The organism is Pseudomonas sp. C9D1, from assembly GCF_056491235.1.
In genome coordinates this window covers 1-12,938 of sequence record NZ_JBSZIE010000001.1, presented here as the reverse complement: position 1 = coordinate 12,938, position 12,938 = coordinate 1, and the positions used below count along the sequence as shown (strand labels likewise).

Below are 12,938 nucleotides of genomic sequence, written 5' to 3'. Positions count from 1 at the left end.
ACTAAAACCTTATATAATCTGCGGTCTTTTTTTCACCCGATTGCGAGATACGCCGTGAGCACCCTGCCCCCCTGCCCCCAATGCAACTCCGAATACACCTATGAAGACGGCCAGAACCTGGTCTGCCCGGAGTGCGCCCACGAATGGTCCGCCAACGCCGCCGACGCGCCGGCCGATGAAGGCAAGGTGATCAAGGACTCCGTCGGCAACGTCCTGCAGGACGGCGACACCATCACCGTGATCAAGGACCTCAAGGTCAAGGGCTCGTCCCTGGTGGTGAAGGTCGGCACCAAGGTCAAGGGCATCCGCCTGGTGGATGGCGACCACGACATCGACTGCAAGATCGACGGCATCGGCGCGATGAAGCTGAAGTCGGAATTCGTGCGCAAAGTCTGAGCCCTTCTCAGGCAGCAAAAAGCCCGGCATATTGCCGGGCTTTTTCATGCCTGCAGAAACCGCCGCCGGGACGCCGGGCTACTCGCCCGGGCTGAAGTGCCCCATGAAGATCACTTCCTTGATCTCGCGCATGTAGGGCTGGAAGCGCGGGTCGGCGCCGTTGAAGGCGCGTGCCGCGCTGAGCGCGTTCTCGTGGGACGACCACTCGGCGAGGTCGGCGAACACATGGCTGCCTTCCACCGAGATGAAACTGCGGAAGCCGATGAAGCCGTCGCAGGTCTTCAGCGCCTCGCGCACACCGGCACGGATTTCGGCGATGCGCTCTTCGCGGCCGGGTTTAGTCTTGAACAGCACCAGTTCCAATACCGAAGAATCTTGCATGGCGATCGCCCTTCCGTTGGTTGAGACGGCCCAGCCTATGCCTCCTCTGCTGACAACGTTCTGTCAGTGGCCTGCGCCTCTTGCAACTGCGCCTCGCAACTGCGGTGGCGCATGTAGCTGGCCAGGCTCAGCCCCTCGGGCGCCGGCGGTGCATCGGCCAGACGCGCCAGGTTGCGGATGCGGTCGACACGGAAGTCACGGTACTCGCCACGCAGCACACACCAGGCACCCACCGTCCACTTGCCCACCCAGTAGAACAACCCGAGTGGGAAGATCACCCGCTGCGAAGCGCGGTCGTCCAGGCTCAGGTAGTCGATACGCACCGCCGCCTGTTCGCCGATGGCACGCCGCAGGCTGTCCCAATGGCGCAGTTGCTCCGGGGTGAAGGGGCTGACGAATGCCCGCACCGGTGCGCTCTGCGGGTCGAGGGCGTGCTCGGGCACCACCGCCTGGATCTTGCTCAGCAGCGAGCGCGCGGCATCGGCCATCTCGTCGCCCACGGTGCGCGACAGTAGCTCCACGCCCAGCAGCAGGGCGTCCAGCTCGTCGCGGTTGAGTGCCAGGGGCGGCAGCTCGAAATGCTCGTCCAGCGCATACCCCACGCCGGCCTCGCCGTAGATCGGGATGCCGCTCAGGGACAGGTCGTCCACGTAGCGATAGATGGTGCGCGTGGAAACCCCCAGCCGTTCCGCCAGGCGCTGGGCGGTGATGGGCTGGTGGGTACGGATCAGGTTGACGACCTGGAACAGGCGATCGGCCTTGCGCATGGAAGGGAGCCGTATGGTGTGGGAAGTCGGCAGGCATTTGCGCATAGCGCCCGGGGAAAAACCAGCGCCGCCGAGCCGGTCCGCGCCCCGGCACCTTCACGGCGTCACCCTCGCGAACGCGCGGGCCCACTGCACGACCCGCACGGGAACACCCGCGCGCTGCGCTCGTAGGAGCCTGGCCTCGGCTGAATCCCGCTTCTTCCACTCACCACCTGCCCTACTTGCCGCCTGGCGCAACCCAGCTTGCCATCGCGGTGATGTTGTTCCGCACGCCACCCCTCCTATCCTCGCCAGACCCGCCGTCAGGGCGGACCCGAACTAGAAAAACAACAAAGGAGCAGCACCATGGCGGTCGACTACGTGACGATGTTGATTCACGTGCTGGTGATGGCGGGCCTCGGCTGGTGGGGCATGCGCAAGGCCAGGACCCGTGATGATTTTCTCCTGGCCGGGCGACGCCTCGGGCCAGTCCTCTACCTCGGCACGCTCTCGGCGGTAATGCTGGGCGGGGCGTCCACCATCGGCTCGGTGCGCCTGGGCTACCAGTACGGGGTATCCGGTCTCTGGCTGGTCTTCATGCTGGGGCTGGGCATCATCGTACTCAGCCTGGTGTTCTCGCGGCAGATAGCCCAGCTGAGGGTCTTCACCGTCACCCAGATCCTCGAACAGCGATACCAGGCCTCCTCGCGCCTGATCGGCGGCATCGTCATGGTGGCCTACGACCTGATGGTGGCCGTAACCGCCACCATCGCCATCGGCTCGGTCACCGAGGTGGTATTCGACATTCCGCGCATCCCCGCCATCCTCTGCGGCGGCGGGCTGGTGATCTTCTACTCCGTGATCGGCGGCATGTGGTCGCTGACACTCACCGACATCATCCAGTTCGTGATCATGACGCTGGGCATCTTCTTCGTCCTGCTGCCCATCAGCGTGGGCGAGGCCGGTGGCCTGGCGGCGATGCAGGCCAACCTGCCGGCGGGCTTCTTCGAGCTGGGCAACATCGGCCTGGACACCATCGCCGCCTACTTCCTGCTCTACTTCTTCGGCGCGCTGATCGGCCAGGACATCTGGCAGCGCCTGTTCACCGCCCGCAGCGAGGGCGTGGTGCGCTACGCCGGCCTCGGCGCAGGGGTCTACTGCATGCTCTATGGCGGCGCCTGCGCGCTCATCGGTGCCGCCACCCGGCTGCTGCTGCCGGACCTGTCGGTGGCCAAGAACGCCTTCGCCGAGATCACCCGCAACCTACTCCCAGCCGGCCTGCGCGGCCTCGTGGTGGCTGCCGCCCTGGCCGCCATCATGTCCACTGCCAGCGCCTGCCTGCTGGCCGCAGCGACCGTACTCAAGGAAGACATATACAGCCGCTTTCTCAGTCGCAACGGCGAAGACCACCTGGCCAGCAGCCGGTGGATAACCTTCACCCTCGGCGCGGCGATGCTGGCCATGGCCTGCCTGGTCAACGACGTCATCGCCGGCCTCTCCATCGCCTACAACCTGCTGGTAGGCGGCCTGCTCGTACCGATCATGGGCGCCCTGATGTGGCGCCGCGCATCCGCCGTGGGCGCCATGGCCTGCATGGTCACCGGCAGCCTCACCGTCATCGCCTTCATGGTCCGTGACGGCATCCTGGCCAACACCCCCATCTACTACGGCCTCCTCGTCAGCCTGCTGACCTTCGTGGCCACCAGCCTGCTGACCCAACCCGCTCCTGCCCTGCGCACCGCAACCGATTGAAACCATCCAGGGCGCCCACGCGGCGCCCTCTGCCCGTGAGATAGAGCCCATGACCCATGACTTCCCGCAGCCGCTCGATGCCGCGCTCATACCACGCTTCGCCGGCATCCCGAGCTTCATGCGCCTGCCGATCTTCGATAACCCGGCCGACCTGCAACTCGCCCTGGTGGGTGTCCCCTGGGATGGCGGCACCACCAACCGCGCCGGCGCCCGTCACGGGCCGCGCGAAGTGCGCAACATGTCCAGCCTGATGCGCAAGGTGCACCACGTCAGCCGCATCGCACCCTATGACCTGGTGCGCATCGGCGACCTCGGCGATAGCCCCGTCAACCCCATCGACCTGCTCGATTCGCTCAAGCGCATCGAGGGCTTCTTCCGAGAAGTCCACCAGGCGGGGACCGTGCCCCTGTCGGTGGGCGGAGACCACCTGGTGACCCTGCCGATCTTCCGCGCCCTGGCCCACCATCGTCCCATCGGCATGATCCACTTCGACGCGCACTCCGACACCAACGACCGCTACTTCGGCGACAACCCCTACACCCATGGCACCCCCTTCCGCCGCGCCGTGGAGGAGGGTCTGCTGGACCCCAAGCGCACCGTGCAGATCGGTATTCGCGGCTCCATCTACTCTGCCGAGGACGAAGCCTTCGCCGAGGAATGCGGCATCCGCGTGATCCACATGGAGGAGTTCGCCGAACTCGGCGTCCAAGCCACCCTGGCGGAGGCACGCCGGGTAGTGGGTGACGGCCCTACCTACATCAGCTTCGACGTCGACGTCCTCGACCCGGCCTTCGCGCCCGGCACCGGAACCCCGGAAATCGGCGGCATGACCACCCTCCAGGCCCAGCAGATGATCCGTGGCCTGCGTGGCCTGAACCTGATCGGTGCCGACGTCGTGGAAGTCTCCCCGCCGTTCGACCAGGGCGGGGCGACAGCCCTGGTGGGCGCCACCATGATGTTCGAACTGATGTGCATCCTCGCCGACGCCATCGCGACCCGCTGACCCCACCGCCACGAGTTGGTAGGCTCATGCCGGGACCGCGCCACAGACGGCCCCGGCAACCGGCCTGGAGGTGGGCATGCTGGGCAACATTTCCGATATCGACCTCCGCATGCTGCGGGTCTTCTGCGCCATCGTCGACGCGGGAGGCTTCACCGCAGCCCAGGCCAGCCTCAACACCAGCCTGTCGCGCCTGAGCGTGGTGGTCCGCGATCTGGAAGAACGCCTCGGATGCTCCCTGTGCCGGCGCGGCAACAGCGGCTTCCAGCTGACCGAGGAAGGCCAGGAACTGTTCGACCTGGCACAACTGCTGTTCGGCGATATCGAACGCTTCCGCACCCAGGCCAACCGCCTCGGGGGGATGGCCAGGGAAAGCCTGCAGATAGGCACGGTGGACAGCCTCATCAGCTTCGAGCGCGCCCCCCTGCCGCTGGCCATAAGGCTGTTCCGCCAGCGCCTGCCCGAGGTACGCCTGAACCTGCACATGCTGCGCCCCGATGAACTGGAACGCGCGGTCCTGGAAGAACGCCTGCACCTGGCCATCGGCGCGTTCCATCACCAGTTGTCAGGCCTCAACTACCAGTCGCTGTTCGAGGAAGAGCAGAACCTCTACTGCTCCGCCGGCCATCCCCTGTTCCACCGCGCCGAAGCGAACCTGAGCCTGGCGGACATTTGCGCGGCGGAGTACGTAGGCCGTGGCTACCTGACGGAAAACCAGCGGCCCCACGGCCTGCACTTCACCCAAACGGTCAGCGCCTACGCGATGGAAGCCATCGCCACCCTGATTTTCTCCGGCACCTACCTGGGCTACCTGCCCACGCACTACGCCGCTCACTGGGTGGACCGAAATCAACTGCGTGCGTTACTGCCCGTGCAACTGGCCTATCGCTCGGCCTTCCACTGCATCACCCGCCAGGGCCAGGCCCCCAAGGCCGCCCTGGCAGGCTTTCTCGATGCACTGGAGAGGGCACAGCGCCAGTTGGCCAATCAAGCGTAGGTTGGACGGGGCTCGGCGAAGCCCGACAGCGGGGTCGCCCCTGTCCAGCAGCGCCGTCCCCCAGCAGCCAGGAAGGCCGAACGGCAGTTCTGCCCCGGGTGGGCATGCACCCAGGGCGTCGGTACGGCTGAGCGGGCAACCGATCAGCGTGGCGTCGCGCTTGTCGGCCGCGCCCATCGGCGGCCTGCTGGGCGATGCCTTGCCCCTTGGAGCGCCACCCGCCGCACGGAAAAATCCCCCCCGCCCTTCTATGCTCCCTGGCGCCGCCAACCGGGGAACGCCCATGTCCAGCAAGACGGAAATCATCCAGCAGTTCATCGCTTCCGGCGAAGCCGATTTCGCCGAGGCCAACAGCTCCAATGCCTACTACTGCAGCCACCACCCCAGCATCACCCCGCTGGTGAAGAAGCCGCCGAAGGAGCTCGATGACGCCACCCTGCAGGCCTTCTACTACCACCTGCTGCTCAACGGCGGCACGCCGCCCGCCGCCAGCGAACACCACCTGCAATTGCTCTTCCGCGCGGCGAAGGACGCCGCCGGGGTGCTGGCCGAGCACGGCTACCCCCGCTGCCGCCTCAATCGCTGGGAAATGGTCCTGCTATTCGACGGCGAGATGACCCTCGACGCCCATGCCCGCCGCCTCGCGCTACTGGCCCAGGTCGGCCGCTTCGCCCACCAGCCCGGCATGCTGGCGAAAAAGCAGAAGCTCAAGGCCGAGTTCGGAGGCGACGCCTGGCTGCACGGCGAAATCGCCCGCGTGCTGCGCGCGGTTCCCTTCGCCCGCCTGACCTTCAACCGCGACAACTTCGACCTCAGCCTGCCCCTGGTCGGCATGCTCTTCATCTACCTGCTCGGCGCCGACGAGGCCGAACAGCGCGAGCTGTTCGCCTGGCTCAAGCACGCCACCGACACCATGCACGACATCCCCAACTACAAGACCCGCGACCAGCTCGTGCGCAGCCTTGCCTGGGTGCTGTTCCGCTTCGCCGAAGCCGCCGACGCCAAGGTGCTGGAACAGGCCATGCTGGCCGAGTACGGCGAAACCTGGTGCCGCGAATACCAGTAGTGGCGGAAAAACCACCAGCCGCCTGAACCTCCCAGGCGGCAGGCTCCACAGCCATCCATCCAAAACTTATCCACAGCTTGCCCCACAGAAATTGTGGGCAGTGTTTTGGTAGCCCGGGCTTCAGCCCGGGAAATCCAGGCCACCCTCGTGACACATGCCCCACCGCTCCAGCGGGATTGGTTTATCCTGCCCGCCCCTTTTCACCACTGGTTCCAAGCAACATGGACGTTTCCCGCACACGCATGCTCGCCCTGCGCAGCCTCGCCTTCATCATCGACAAGGCACTGATCATCAGCCTGGTCGCTCTCCTCTACGAACAGACACGTCACGTGCTCGCGATCGTGCTGCCGGTGCTCCTGTACTTCCCGCTGTGCGAGTGGCTGCTGCGTGGCTTCACCCCAGGGAAATGGATCTGCCGGATACGGGTCATCGCCCCCAACGGCGAGCCGCCGCAACTGATGCAGGTGCTGGTCCGCAGCGCCTTCCGCCTGGTGGAAACCAACCCCTTCATCCTCGGCTCGCTGCCGGCCGCCATCGCCGTCATCTGGTCCAGCAACGCCCAGCGCCTGGGCGATATCTGGGCCTACACCTTCGTCATCCCCACCCGCGACCTCGCCGCACTGCGCCAGCGCATGGCCGAGATGGAAGAGCCCGCCGCAACGACTGCGACGGAATGACGTGAAGGAAGTGCCATGACCTCACTACAGGGCTTCACCCCGGAAACCCGCGCCCAACTGGTCGCTCTCAAAGGCGTGGGCCCGACCGTGGTCGGCCGCCTGGAACAGATCGGCTTGCACACCCTGGAGCAACTGGCCCACTGCGAAGCCGCCGACCTGACCCTGCAGATTTCCCGGATGATGGGCTCCACCTGCTGGCACAACAGCCCCCAGGCGCGGGCAGCCATCCAGACCATCATCGACTTCGCCCAGCAGCACGCCAGCCAGGCTTGACGAAAATTCGAGCGACCACGCAGAACTACCGCCCCGCCCGCTCCGCAGCGATCCACCCAGAAGATATCCACAGGCTGTTCCACAGAAACTGTGGACAGTGGCGGGGTCGTAGGATGGCGTAGAGCGCAGCGAAACCCATCAAATGCCCGCTCATCGCAGGGAAATTTCCCAAACCCGCCGCAACCCCTTGTTCGCCTCCAGCCCACTCCCTAAGTTCGCCCGGTCGCGGTCAATCCGCGGCCGGGTTTGACGACCTGAAGCTAACGGCGCGATGCCGCCTACGGGGCTTGCGGGAAACGGCGTACGTTTCCAGCGGGAACCGGCTCGCATGCAGTTTTCAGGACTGCATCATCTAATGGCGGATCGCGTGGGGAGACCCTTGCGGTCTGCCGGCTCCGTTTGCCCGGTTCGTCAACCCCACGCGATCCTCCACCCATCGAATGACGACGATGACGGAGGCATGGACAGGCAAACGGAGTAACGCCATGCACGACGCTTACACCCCGATCTTTTTCTACCGCCACAACCGCCCGTTGCGCGGTGTGATGATCGACGACCAGCCCTGGTTCTGCGCCTACGATTTCGCCAGCCTGCTGGGGTTGCACCATCCCCAGGCGCGGCACCGCCGCCTGCGCCCCTATCAGATTCGCAGCGCCCGTTTCACCTATGCCACCGGCAGCGAGGAAGAGGTCCATCTCGTCAGTGAAGGCGGCCTCTACCAGGCCATGATCCGCTTCGGCCACCCCGAACTTCAGCACCTGGAAGAGTGGCTCGCCCGCGACGTGGTTCCCACCCTGCGCGACCAGTACACGGGCTGCCGTCACCAGCCACGGCGCGTGATGCTGGACTGGCAATCCCGCCGGCTGGTGCTGCTGGATTGGCAAGGTGAGCTGTGGATGCAGTGGGACAAGGTGCCGCGTTACCGAGGGCTCTGAAACGCCCGGGCAGGGTGCCGCCCCCCAGCATGGGTTTCGCACGGCTCTACCCATCCTACGAATCTCGCGGAGCGCCGCCCGCCCCCTTCTACGAGGGGTATGGATCGGCTCCGATGCCAAGCCCGTGAACCGACCCCGTAGGATGGTGTAGAGCGAAGCGAAACCCATCAGCCCCGGGCACGGTGCCAGTGGCCGATGGGCGAAGCCTCAATCCGCCGCGGCGATCACCTTGCGCACGCGGGTATCGGCGGGGCTGACGGGGTTGCCGGCGGCATCGCACACCTGCAGCCGCGCCAGGGGCTGGTCGGCGGTGTCGAGCAGTTCGGAATGCACCTCGTCGGGGGCGAAGCAGTGGGCTTCGCCCCACTGGCGCAGGCTGACGACCAGGGTGAAAAGGTCATGGCCCCGGGGCGTGAGCGCATAGGCCTGGTAGGCGCTGCCGTCGGCGGCCGGCTCCACACGAAGGACACCTTCGACCACCAGCTTGCGCAGGCGGTCGCTGAGGATGTTCTTGGCCACGCCGAGGCTTTTCTGCAGTTCGCCGAAACGCTGCAGGCCGTCGAACAGGTCGCGCACGATCATCAGCGACCAGCGGTCCCCGATCACGTCCAGCGCCCGGGCCACCGGGCAGTGCTCCTCGGCTTGCGGGTCTTTCATGCACCACCTCCAGCTTGCGAAAAGTGGTTGCAGTTTAAAACCCGTATCGATAGCCTTCAAATGGTTTCATTTTGAAACCACAACAAGGACTTTCGGCATGCCCACTCATTCCCCGATGCCGCCGGCACTGGTCTGGCTGCTGGCCGTGGCCTGCGGCCTGAGCGTCGCCAACGTCTATTACGCCCACCCGCTGCTGGATGCGATCGCCGCTGACCTGGGCATCGGCCGTGCCGCTGTCGGCGGGGTGATCACCCTCACCCAGGTGGGCAGCGCCCTGGCCCTGCTGGTGCTGGTGCCCCTGGGGGACCTGCTGGAACGGCGCCGGCTGATGGCTGGGCAACTACTCCTGCTGGTGGGCTCGCTGCTGCTGGTCGCCCTCGCCCGCCAGCCGGCCCTGGTGCTGCTGGGCATGCTCGGCCTGGGCCTGCTGGGCACCGCGATGACCCAGGGCCTGCTGGCCTTCGCCGCCAGCCTGGCCAGTGACGGGGAGCGCGGCCGGGTGGTGGGGGCCGCCCAGGGCGGCGTGGTGGTGGGCCTGTTGCTGGCCCGCAGCCTGGCGGGGCTGATGGCCGACCTGGGCGGCTGGCGCGCGGTCTACCTGCTCTCGGCCGGGTTGATGACGGTGCTGCTGCCCCTGCTCTGGTGGCGCCTGCCGGAGACCCGGCCCCACTCGCGGATGCGCTACCCGGCGTTGCTCGGGTCGATGTTCAGCCTGCTGCGCGAGGACCGCGTGCTGCAGGTGCGCGGCGTGCTCGCGCTGCTGCTGTTCTGCGTGTTCAACCTGTTCTGGGCGGCGCTGGTGATGCCCCTCAGCGAACCGCCCCTGGCGCTGAGCCACAGCGCCATCGGTGCCTTCGGCCTGGTCGGCGCAGCCGGAGCGCTGGCAGCGACGCGAGCCGGCACCTGGGCCGACCGGGGCCAGGCGCAGAAGGCCAGTGGCCTGGCGCTGCTGGTGATGACCCTGGCCTGGCTGCCGCTGGCCTTCACCGGGCAATCGCTGTGGGCGCTGCTGCTGGGCATCCTCCTGCTGGACGCCGCCGGCCAGGCCCTGCACGTGCTCAACCAGAGCTTGGTACTGAGCAGCGGCAACCCCGCCCACAGCCGGCTGATCAGCCTCTACATGCTGTTCTATGCCGCCGGCAGTGCCCTGGGCGCTTTCGCTGCCACGCAGCTCTATGCCTGGGCCGGCTGGGCCGCCGTGTGCCTGCTCGGCGCGGCTCTCAGCCTGCTGGCGCTGGCCTTCTGGTGGGTGACCCTGCCGGGCCGCGACGGCATCCGACACCATGTCTTGGGCAGGCAAAGCGGCATCAGGTAAACTGCCGCATCTTTTTGCACCCATAACGACTAGCCTGATGCCCACGACGTTCCATGAGATCCCCCGCGAGCGCCCGCTCACGCCCCTGCTCGACCGCGCGGCGACGCCGGACGAGCTGCGCCGGCTGGGTGAAGCGGAGCTGGAAACCCTGGCCGACGAACTGCGCCAGTACCTGCTCTATACCGTTGGCCAGACCGGCGGGCACTTCGGCGCCGGGCTCGGCGTGGTCGAACTGACCATCGCCCTGCACTACGTCTTCGATACGCCCGACGACCGACTGGTGTGGGACGTGGGCCACCAGGCCTACCCGCACAAGATCCTCACCGGGCGCCGCGAGCAGATGGGCAGCCTGCGCCAGAAGGACGGCGTCGCCGCCTTCCCCCGCCGCGCCGAGAGCGAGTACGACACCTTCGGCGTCGGCCACTCCAGCACCTCCATCAGCGCTGCACTGGGCATGGCCATCGCCGCCCGCATGCAGGGCTCGGAGCGCAAGTCCATCGCGGTGATCGGCGACGGCGCGCTGACCGCCGGCATGGCCTTCGAGGCACTGAACCACGCCTCCGACGTGCAGGCCGACATGCTGGTGATCCTCAACGACAACGACATGTCGATCTCGCGCAACGTCGGTGGCCTGTCCAACTACCTGGCCAAGATCCTCTCCAGCCGCACCTACGCGAGCATGCGCGAAGGCAGCAAGAAGGTGCTCTCGCGCCTGCCCGGCGCCTGGGAGATCGCCCGTCGCACCGAGGAATACGCCAAGGGCATGCTGGTTCCCGGCACCCTGTTCGAAGAACTCGGCTGGAACTACATCGGCCCCATCGACGGCCACGACCTGCCCACCCTGGTCGCCACCCTGCGCAACATGCGTGACCTCAAGGGCCCGCAGTTCCTCCACGTGGTGACCAAGAAGGGCAAGGGTTTCGCCCCGGCGGAAGTCGACCCCATCGGCTACCACGCCATCACCAAGCTGGAGCCGATCAACGCCCCGGCAGCGCCGAAGAAGGCGTCCGGGCCCAAGTACTCCAGCGTCTTCGGCCAGTGGCTTTGCGACATGGCGTCCCAGGACCCGCGCCTGGTGGGCATCACCCCCGCGATGAAGGAAGGTTCGGACCTGGTGGCCTTCAGCGAGCGCTTCCCCGATCGCTACTTCGATGTCGCCATCGCCGAACAGCACGCCGTGACCCTGGCGGCCGGCATGGCCTGCGACGGCGCCAAGCCGGTGGTGGCGATCTACTCGACCTTCCTCCAGCGCGGCTACGACCAGCTGATCCACGACGTCGCGGTGCAGAACCTCGACGTGCTGTTCGCCATCGACCGCGCCGGCCTGGTGGGCGAAGACGGCCCCACCCATGCGGGCAGCTTCGACCTCTCCTACCTGCGCTGCATCCCCGGCATGCTGGTGATGACCCCAAGCGACGAGAACGAACTGCGCCTGCTGCTGACCACCGGCCACCTGTTCCCCGGCCCGGCAGCGGTGCGCTACCCGCGCGGCAGCGGCCCCAACGCCAGCATCGACAAGGAGCTGGTGCCAGTGGAGATCGGCAAGGCCGTGGTTCGCCGCCAGGGTGCCCGCGTCGCCATCCTCGCCTTTGGCGTGCAACTGGCCGAAGCCCTGCAGGTGGGCGAAACGCTGGGCGCCACCGTGGTCGACATGCGCTTCGTCAAGCCGCTGGATGAGGCCCTGGTGCGTGAACTGGCCGGCAGCCACCAACTGCTGGTGACGGTCGAGGAAAACAGCATCATGGGGGGTGCCGGCTCGGCGGTGAGCGAGTTCCTCGCCCGTGAAAACATCCTGCTGCCCGTGCTGCACCTGGGGCTGCCGGACTACTACGTCGAGCATGCCAAACCGGCACAGATGCTCGCCGAGTGCGGCCTGGACGCCAGCGGCATCGAAGCCTCGATCCGCGAACGCCTGGCCTTGCTGGAGCGCAGCGCCGGCTAGACTGCCCTTTACTGATCGCCGTGCCAGCGGGCACGGCGCTTGTTCACCCGAGACGCCAGGGCCCGGAGCCAGGCCGCCGCAGAGCGACCAGCCCAGCCCGCCACGGGGAGCCCGCGACAGGCGGTTCCGGCTCCCGGCCTCACGTGCAGGATGTCGTCGAACGACCCGAGAGTCGTCGGCGCGGTGCGGGGCGGCACGTGGAAACGGTTCTCGTCGTACGACGTGTGTTGCGGAGGGGCTGCACCGTCAAGCACAGGCGATCACCGGTCGCGCAGTCGTTCTTGTCCCGCCCTTCTCGAAAGTCATGGATCTTTTGAGGAGTCATCGATTATGCGTTCCCGTCTGGCCCTGGCCATCGCCATGGCCCCCTGCCTCGCGGCAGCCGAAGAAATCCCCCTGGACAGCCTCGACGCGCTGAAGAGCCCCTATGTGGTGGCCACTTCGGGCAACGCGCTGGAGCCCCGTTCCCAGGCCACCGCCGCCACCAGCATCTTCACCCGCAAGGACATCGCCCGGCTCAAGGCCAAGAGCGTGCCGGACCTGCTCGCCCGCGTGCCGGGCATGTCGGTCGAGCAGAGCGGCGGGCGCGGCAGCTCGGCCAACCTCTACCTGCGCGGCAGCAACGCCAACCAGACGCTGGTGCTGATCGACGGCGTGCGCATCGGCTCGCTGGTGGACGGCCTGCCACGCCTGCAATACCTGGGCATGGAGCAGATCGAGCGGGTCGAGGTCACCCGGGGCGGGCGCTCCAGCCTGTACGGCTCGGGCGCCATGGGCGGCGTCATCCAGGTGTTCACCCGC

The 12,938-nt window shown here is 66.9% G+C and carries 14 protein-coding genes; 11 read left to right on the top strand and 3 right to left on the bottom strand.

The features are described 5' to 3' along the window. Positions 1 to 54 precede the first annotated feature (54 nt). Positions 55 to 396, top strand: a complete 342-nt coding sequence (locus tag ACXI0U_RS00070) for a zinc ribbon domain-containing protein YjdM (RefSeq protein ID WP_021219689.1) — start codon at positions 55 to 57, stop codon at positions 394 to 396. Between the two features lie 78 nt (positions 397 to 474). Here ACXI0U_RS00070 and ACXI0U_RS00065 read toward each other — a convergent pair whose 3' ends face one another. Continuing rightward, positions 475 to 777 (bottom strand): antibiotic biosynthesis monooxygenase family protein, encoded by a 303-nt coding sequence (locus ACXI0U_RS00065; protein WP_431483321.1) that lies wholly within the window; start codon positions 775 to 777, stop codon positions 475 to 477. A gap of 35 nt (positions 778 to 812) precedes the next feature. After that, positions 813 to 1,544, bottom strand: a complete 732-nt coding sequence (locus ACXI0U_RS00060; protein WP_271659884.1) for a helix-turn-helix transcriptional regulator — start codon at positions 1,542 to 1,544, stop codon at positions 813 to 815. Positions 1,545 to 1,889: 345 nt separating this feature from the next. On the opposite strand from ACXI0U_RS00060, the gene ACXI0U_RS00055 reads away from it, so the two are divergent. The 7 genes from ACXI0U_RS00055 to ACXI0U_RS00025 all read left to right on the top strand — a co-directional run bounded on the left by ACXI0U_RS00055 (position 1,890) and on the right by ACXI0U_RS00025 (position 8,223). Continuing rightward, positions 1,890 to 3,275 carry a sodium:solute symporter family protein gene (locus tag ACXI0U_RS00055; RefSeq protein ID WP_479549557.1) on the top strand — a complete coding sequence of 462 codons (1,386 nt, stop codon included), beginning with the start codon at positions 1,890 to 1,892 and terminating at the stop codon, positions 3,273 to 3,275. A gap of 49 nt (positions 3,276 to 3,324) precedes the next feature. Further along, the gene (speB, locus tag ACXI0U_RS00050) at positions 3,325 to 4,278 is read left to right on the top strand and encodes an agmatinase (RefSeq protein ID WP_479549556.1); all 954 of its coding nucleotides are present in this window, start codon (positions 3,325 to 3,327) and stop codon (positions 4,276 to 4,278) included. A 76-nt stretch (positions 4,279 to 4,354) separates the two neighbouring features. After that, a complete protein-coding gene (locus ACXI0U_RS00045) occupies positions 4,355 to 5,272 on the top strand; it encodes a LysR family transcriptional regulator (protein ID WP_431483319.1) in 918 nt (305 codons plus the stop codon). A 283-nt stretch (positions 5,273 to 5,555) separates the two neighbouring features. Further along, the gene (locus ACXI0U_RS00040) at positions 5,556 to 6,338 is read left to right on the top strand and encodes a hypothetical protein (protein ID WP_431483318.1); all 783 of its coding nucleotides are present in this window, start codon (positions 5,556 to 5,558) and stop codon (positions 6,336 to 6,338) included. A gap of 221 nt (positions 6,339 to 6,559) precedes the next feature. Next, complete coding sequence (locus tag ACXI0U_RS00035) at positions 6,560 to 7,015, top strand: RDD family protein (protein ID WP_081711630.1); 456 nt, start codon at positions 6,560 to 6,562, stop codon at positions 7,013 to 7,015. A 15-nt stretch (positions 7,016 to 7,030) separates the two neighbouring features. Next, positions 7,031 to 7,288: a DUF4332 domain-containing protein gene (locus ACXI0U_RS00030; protein WP_431483317.1), complete on the top strand. Its 258-nt coding sequence runs from the start codon at positions 7,031 to 7,033 to the stop codon at positions 7,286 to 7,288. A gap of 485 nt (positions 7,289 to 7,773) precedes the next feature. Next, positions 7,774 to 8,223: a BRO-N domain-containing protein gene (locus tag ACXI0U_RS00025; RefSeq protein WP_431483316.1), complete on the top strand. Its 450-nt coding sequence runs from the start codon at positions 7,774 to 7,776 to the stop codon at positions 8,221 to 8,223. Positions 8,224 to 8,430: 207 nt separating this feature from the next. Here the strand turns inward: ACXI0U_RS00025 and ACXI0U_RS00020 are convergent, their stop codons facing one another. After that, positions 8,431 to 8,880 (bottom strand): winged helix-turn-helix transcriptional regulator, encoded by a 450-nt coding sequence (locus ACXI0U_RS00020; protein WP_431483315.1) that lies wholly within the window; start codon positions 8,878 to 8,880, stop codon positions 8,431 to 8,433. 97 nt (positions 8,881 to 8,977) lie between these two features. On the opposite strand from ACXI0U_RS00020, the gene ACXI0U_RS00015 reads away from it, so the two are divergent. The 3 genes from ACXI0U_RS00015 to ACXI0U_RS00005 form a co-directional block, all read left to right on the top strand. Continuing rightward, positions 8,978 to 10,195 carry an MFS transporter gene (locus ACXI0U_RS00015; protein ID WP_431483314.1) on the top strand — a complete coding sequence of 406 codons (1,218 nt, stop codon included), beginning with the start codon at positions 8,978 to 8,980 and terminating at the stop codon, positions 10,193 to 10,195. A gap of 37 nt (positions 10,196 to 10,232) precedes the next feature. Continuing rightward, positions 10,233 to 12,137: a 1-deoxy-D-xylulose-5-phosphate synthase gene (dxs, locus tag ACXI0U_RS00010; RefSeq protein ID WP_021219676.1), complete on the top strand. Its 1,905-nt coding sequence runs from the start codon at positions 10,233 to 10,235 to the stop codon at positions 12,135 to 12,137. 330 nt (positions 12,138 to 12,467) lie between these two features. Further along, positions 12,468 to 12,938: TonB-dependent receptor (locus tag ACXI0U_RS00005; RefSeq protein ID WP_479549555.1), on the top strand; the 471-nt coding region annotated here is incomplete at its 3' end.

Coding starts and splice junctions, on each gene's coding strand:
- ACXI0U_RS00065 (WP_431483321.1), bottom strand. CDS start 777: ATGCAAGATTCTTCGGTATTGGAACTGGTGCTGTTCAAGACTAAACCC.
- ACXI0U_RS00060 (WP_271659884.1), bottom strand. CDS start 1,544: ATGCGCAAGGCCGATCGCCTGTTCCAGGTCGTCAACCTGATCCGTACC.
- ACXI0U_RS00055 (WP_479549557.1), top strand. CDS start 1,890: ATGGCGGTCGACTACGTGACGATGTTGATTCACGTGCTGGTGATGGCG.
- speB (WP_479549556.1), top strand. CDS start 3,325: ATGACCCATGACTTCCCGCAGCCGCTCGATGCCGCGCTCATACCACGC.
- ACXI0U_RS00045 (WP_431483319.1), top strand. CDS start 4,355: ATGCTGGGCAACATTTCCGATATCGACCTCCGCATGCTGCGGGTCTTC.
- ACXI0U_RS00040 (WP_431483318.1), top strand. CDS start 5,556: ATGTCCAGCAAGACGGAAATCATCCAGCAGTTCATCGCTTCCGGCGAA.
- ACXI0U_RS00035 (WP_081711630.1), top strand. CDS start 6,560: ATGGACGTTTCCCGCACACGCATGCTCGCCCTGCGCAGCCTCGCCTTC.
- ACXI0U_RS00030 (WP_431483317.1), top strand. CDS start 7,031: ATGACCTCACTACAGGGCTTCACCCCGGAAACCCGCGCCCAACTGGTC.
- ACXI0U_RS00025 (WP_431483316.1), top strand. CDS start 7,774: ATGCACGACGCTTACACCCCGATCTTTTTCTACCGCCACAACCGCCCG.
- ACXI0U_RS00020 (WP_431483315.1), bottom strand. CDS start 8,880: ATGAAAGACCCGCAAGCCGAGGAGCACTGCCCGGTGGCCCGGGCGCTG.
- ACXI0U_RS00015 (WP_431483314.1), top strand. CDS start 8,978: ATGCCCACTCATTCCCCGATGCCGCCGGCACTGGTCTGGCTGCTGGCC.
- dxs (WP_021219676.1), top strand. CDS start 10,233: ATGCCCACGACGTTCCATGAGATCCCCCGCGAGCGCCCGCTCACGCCC.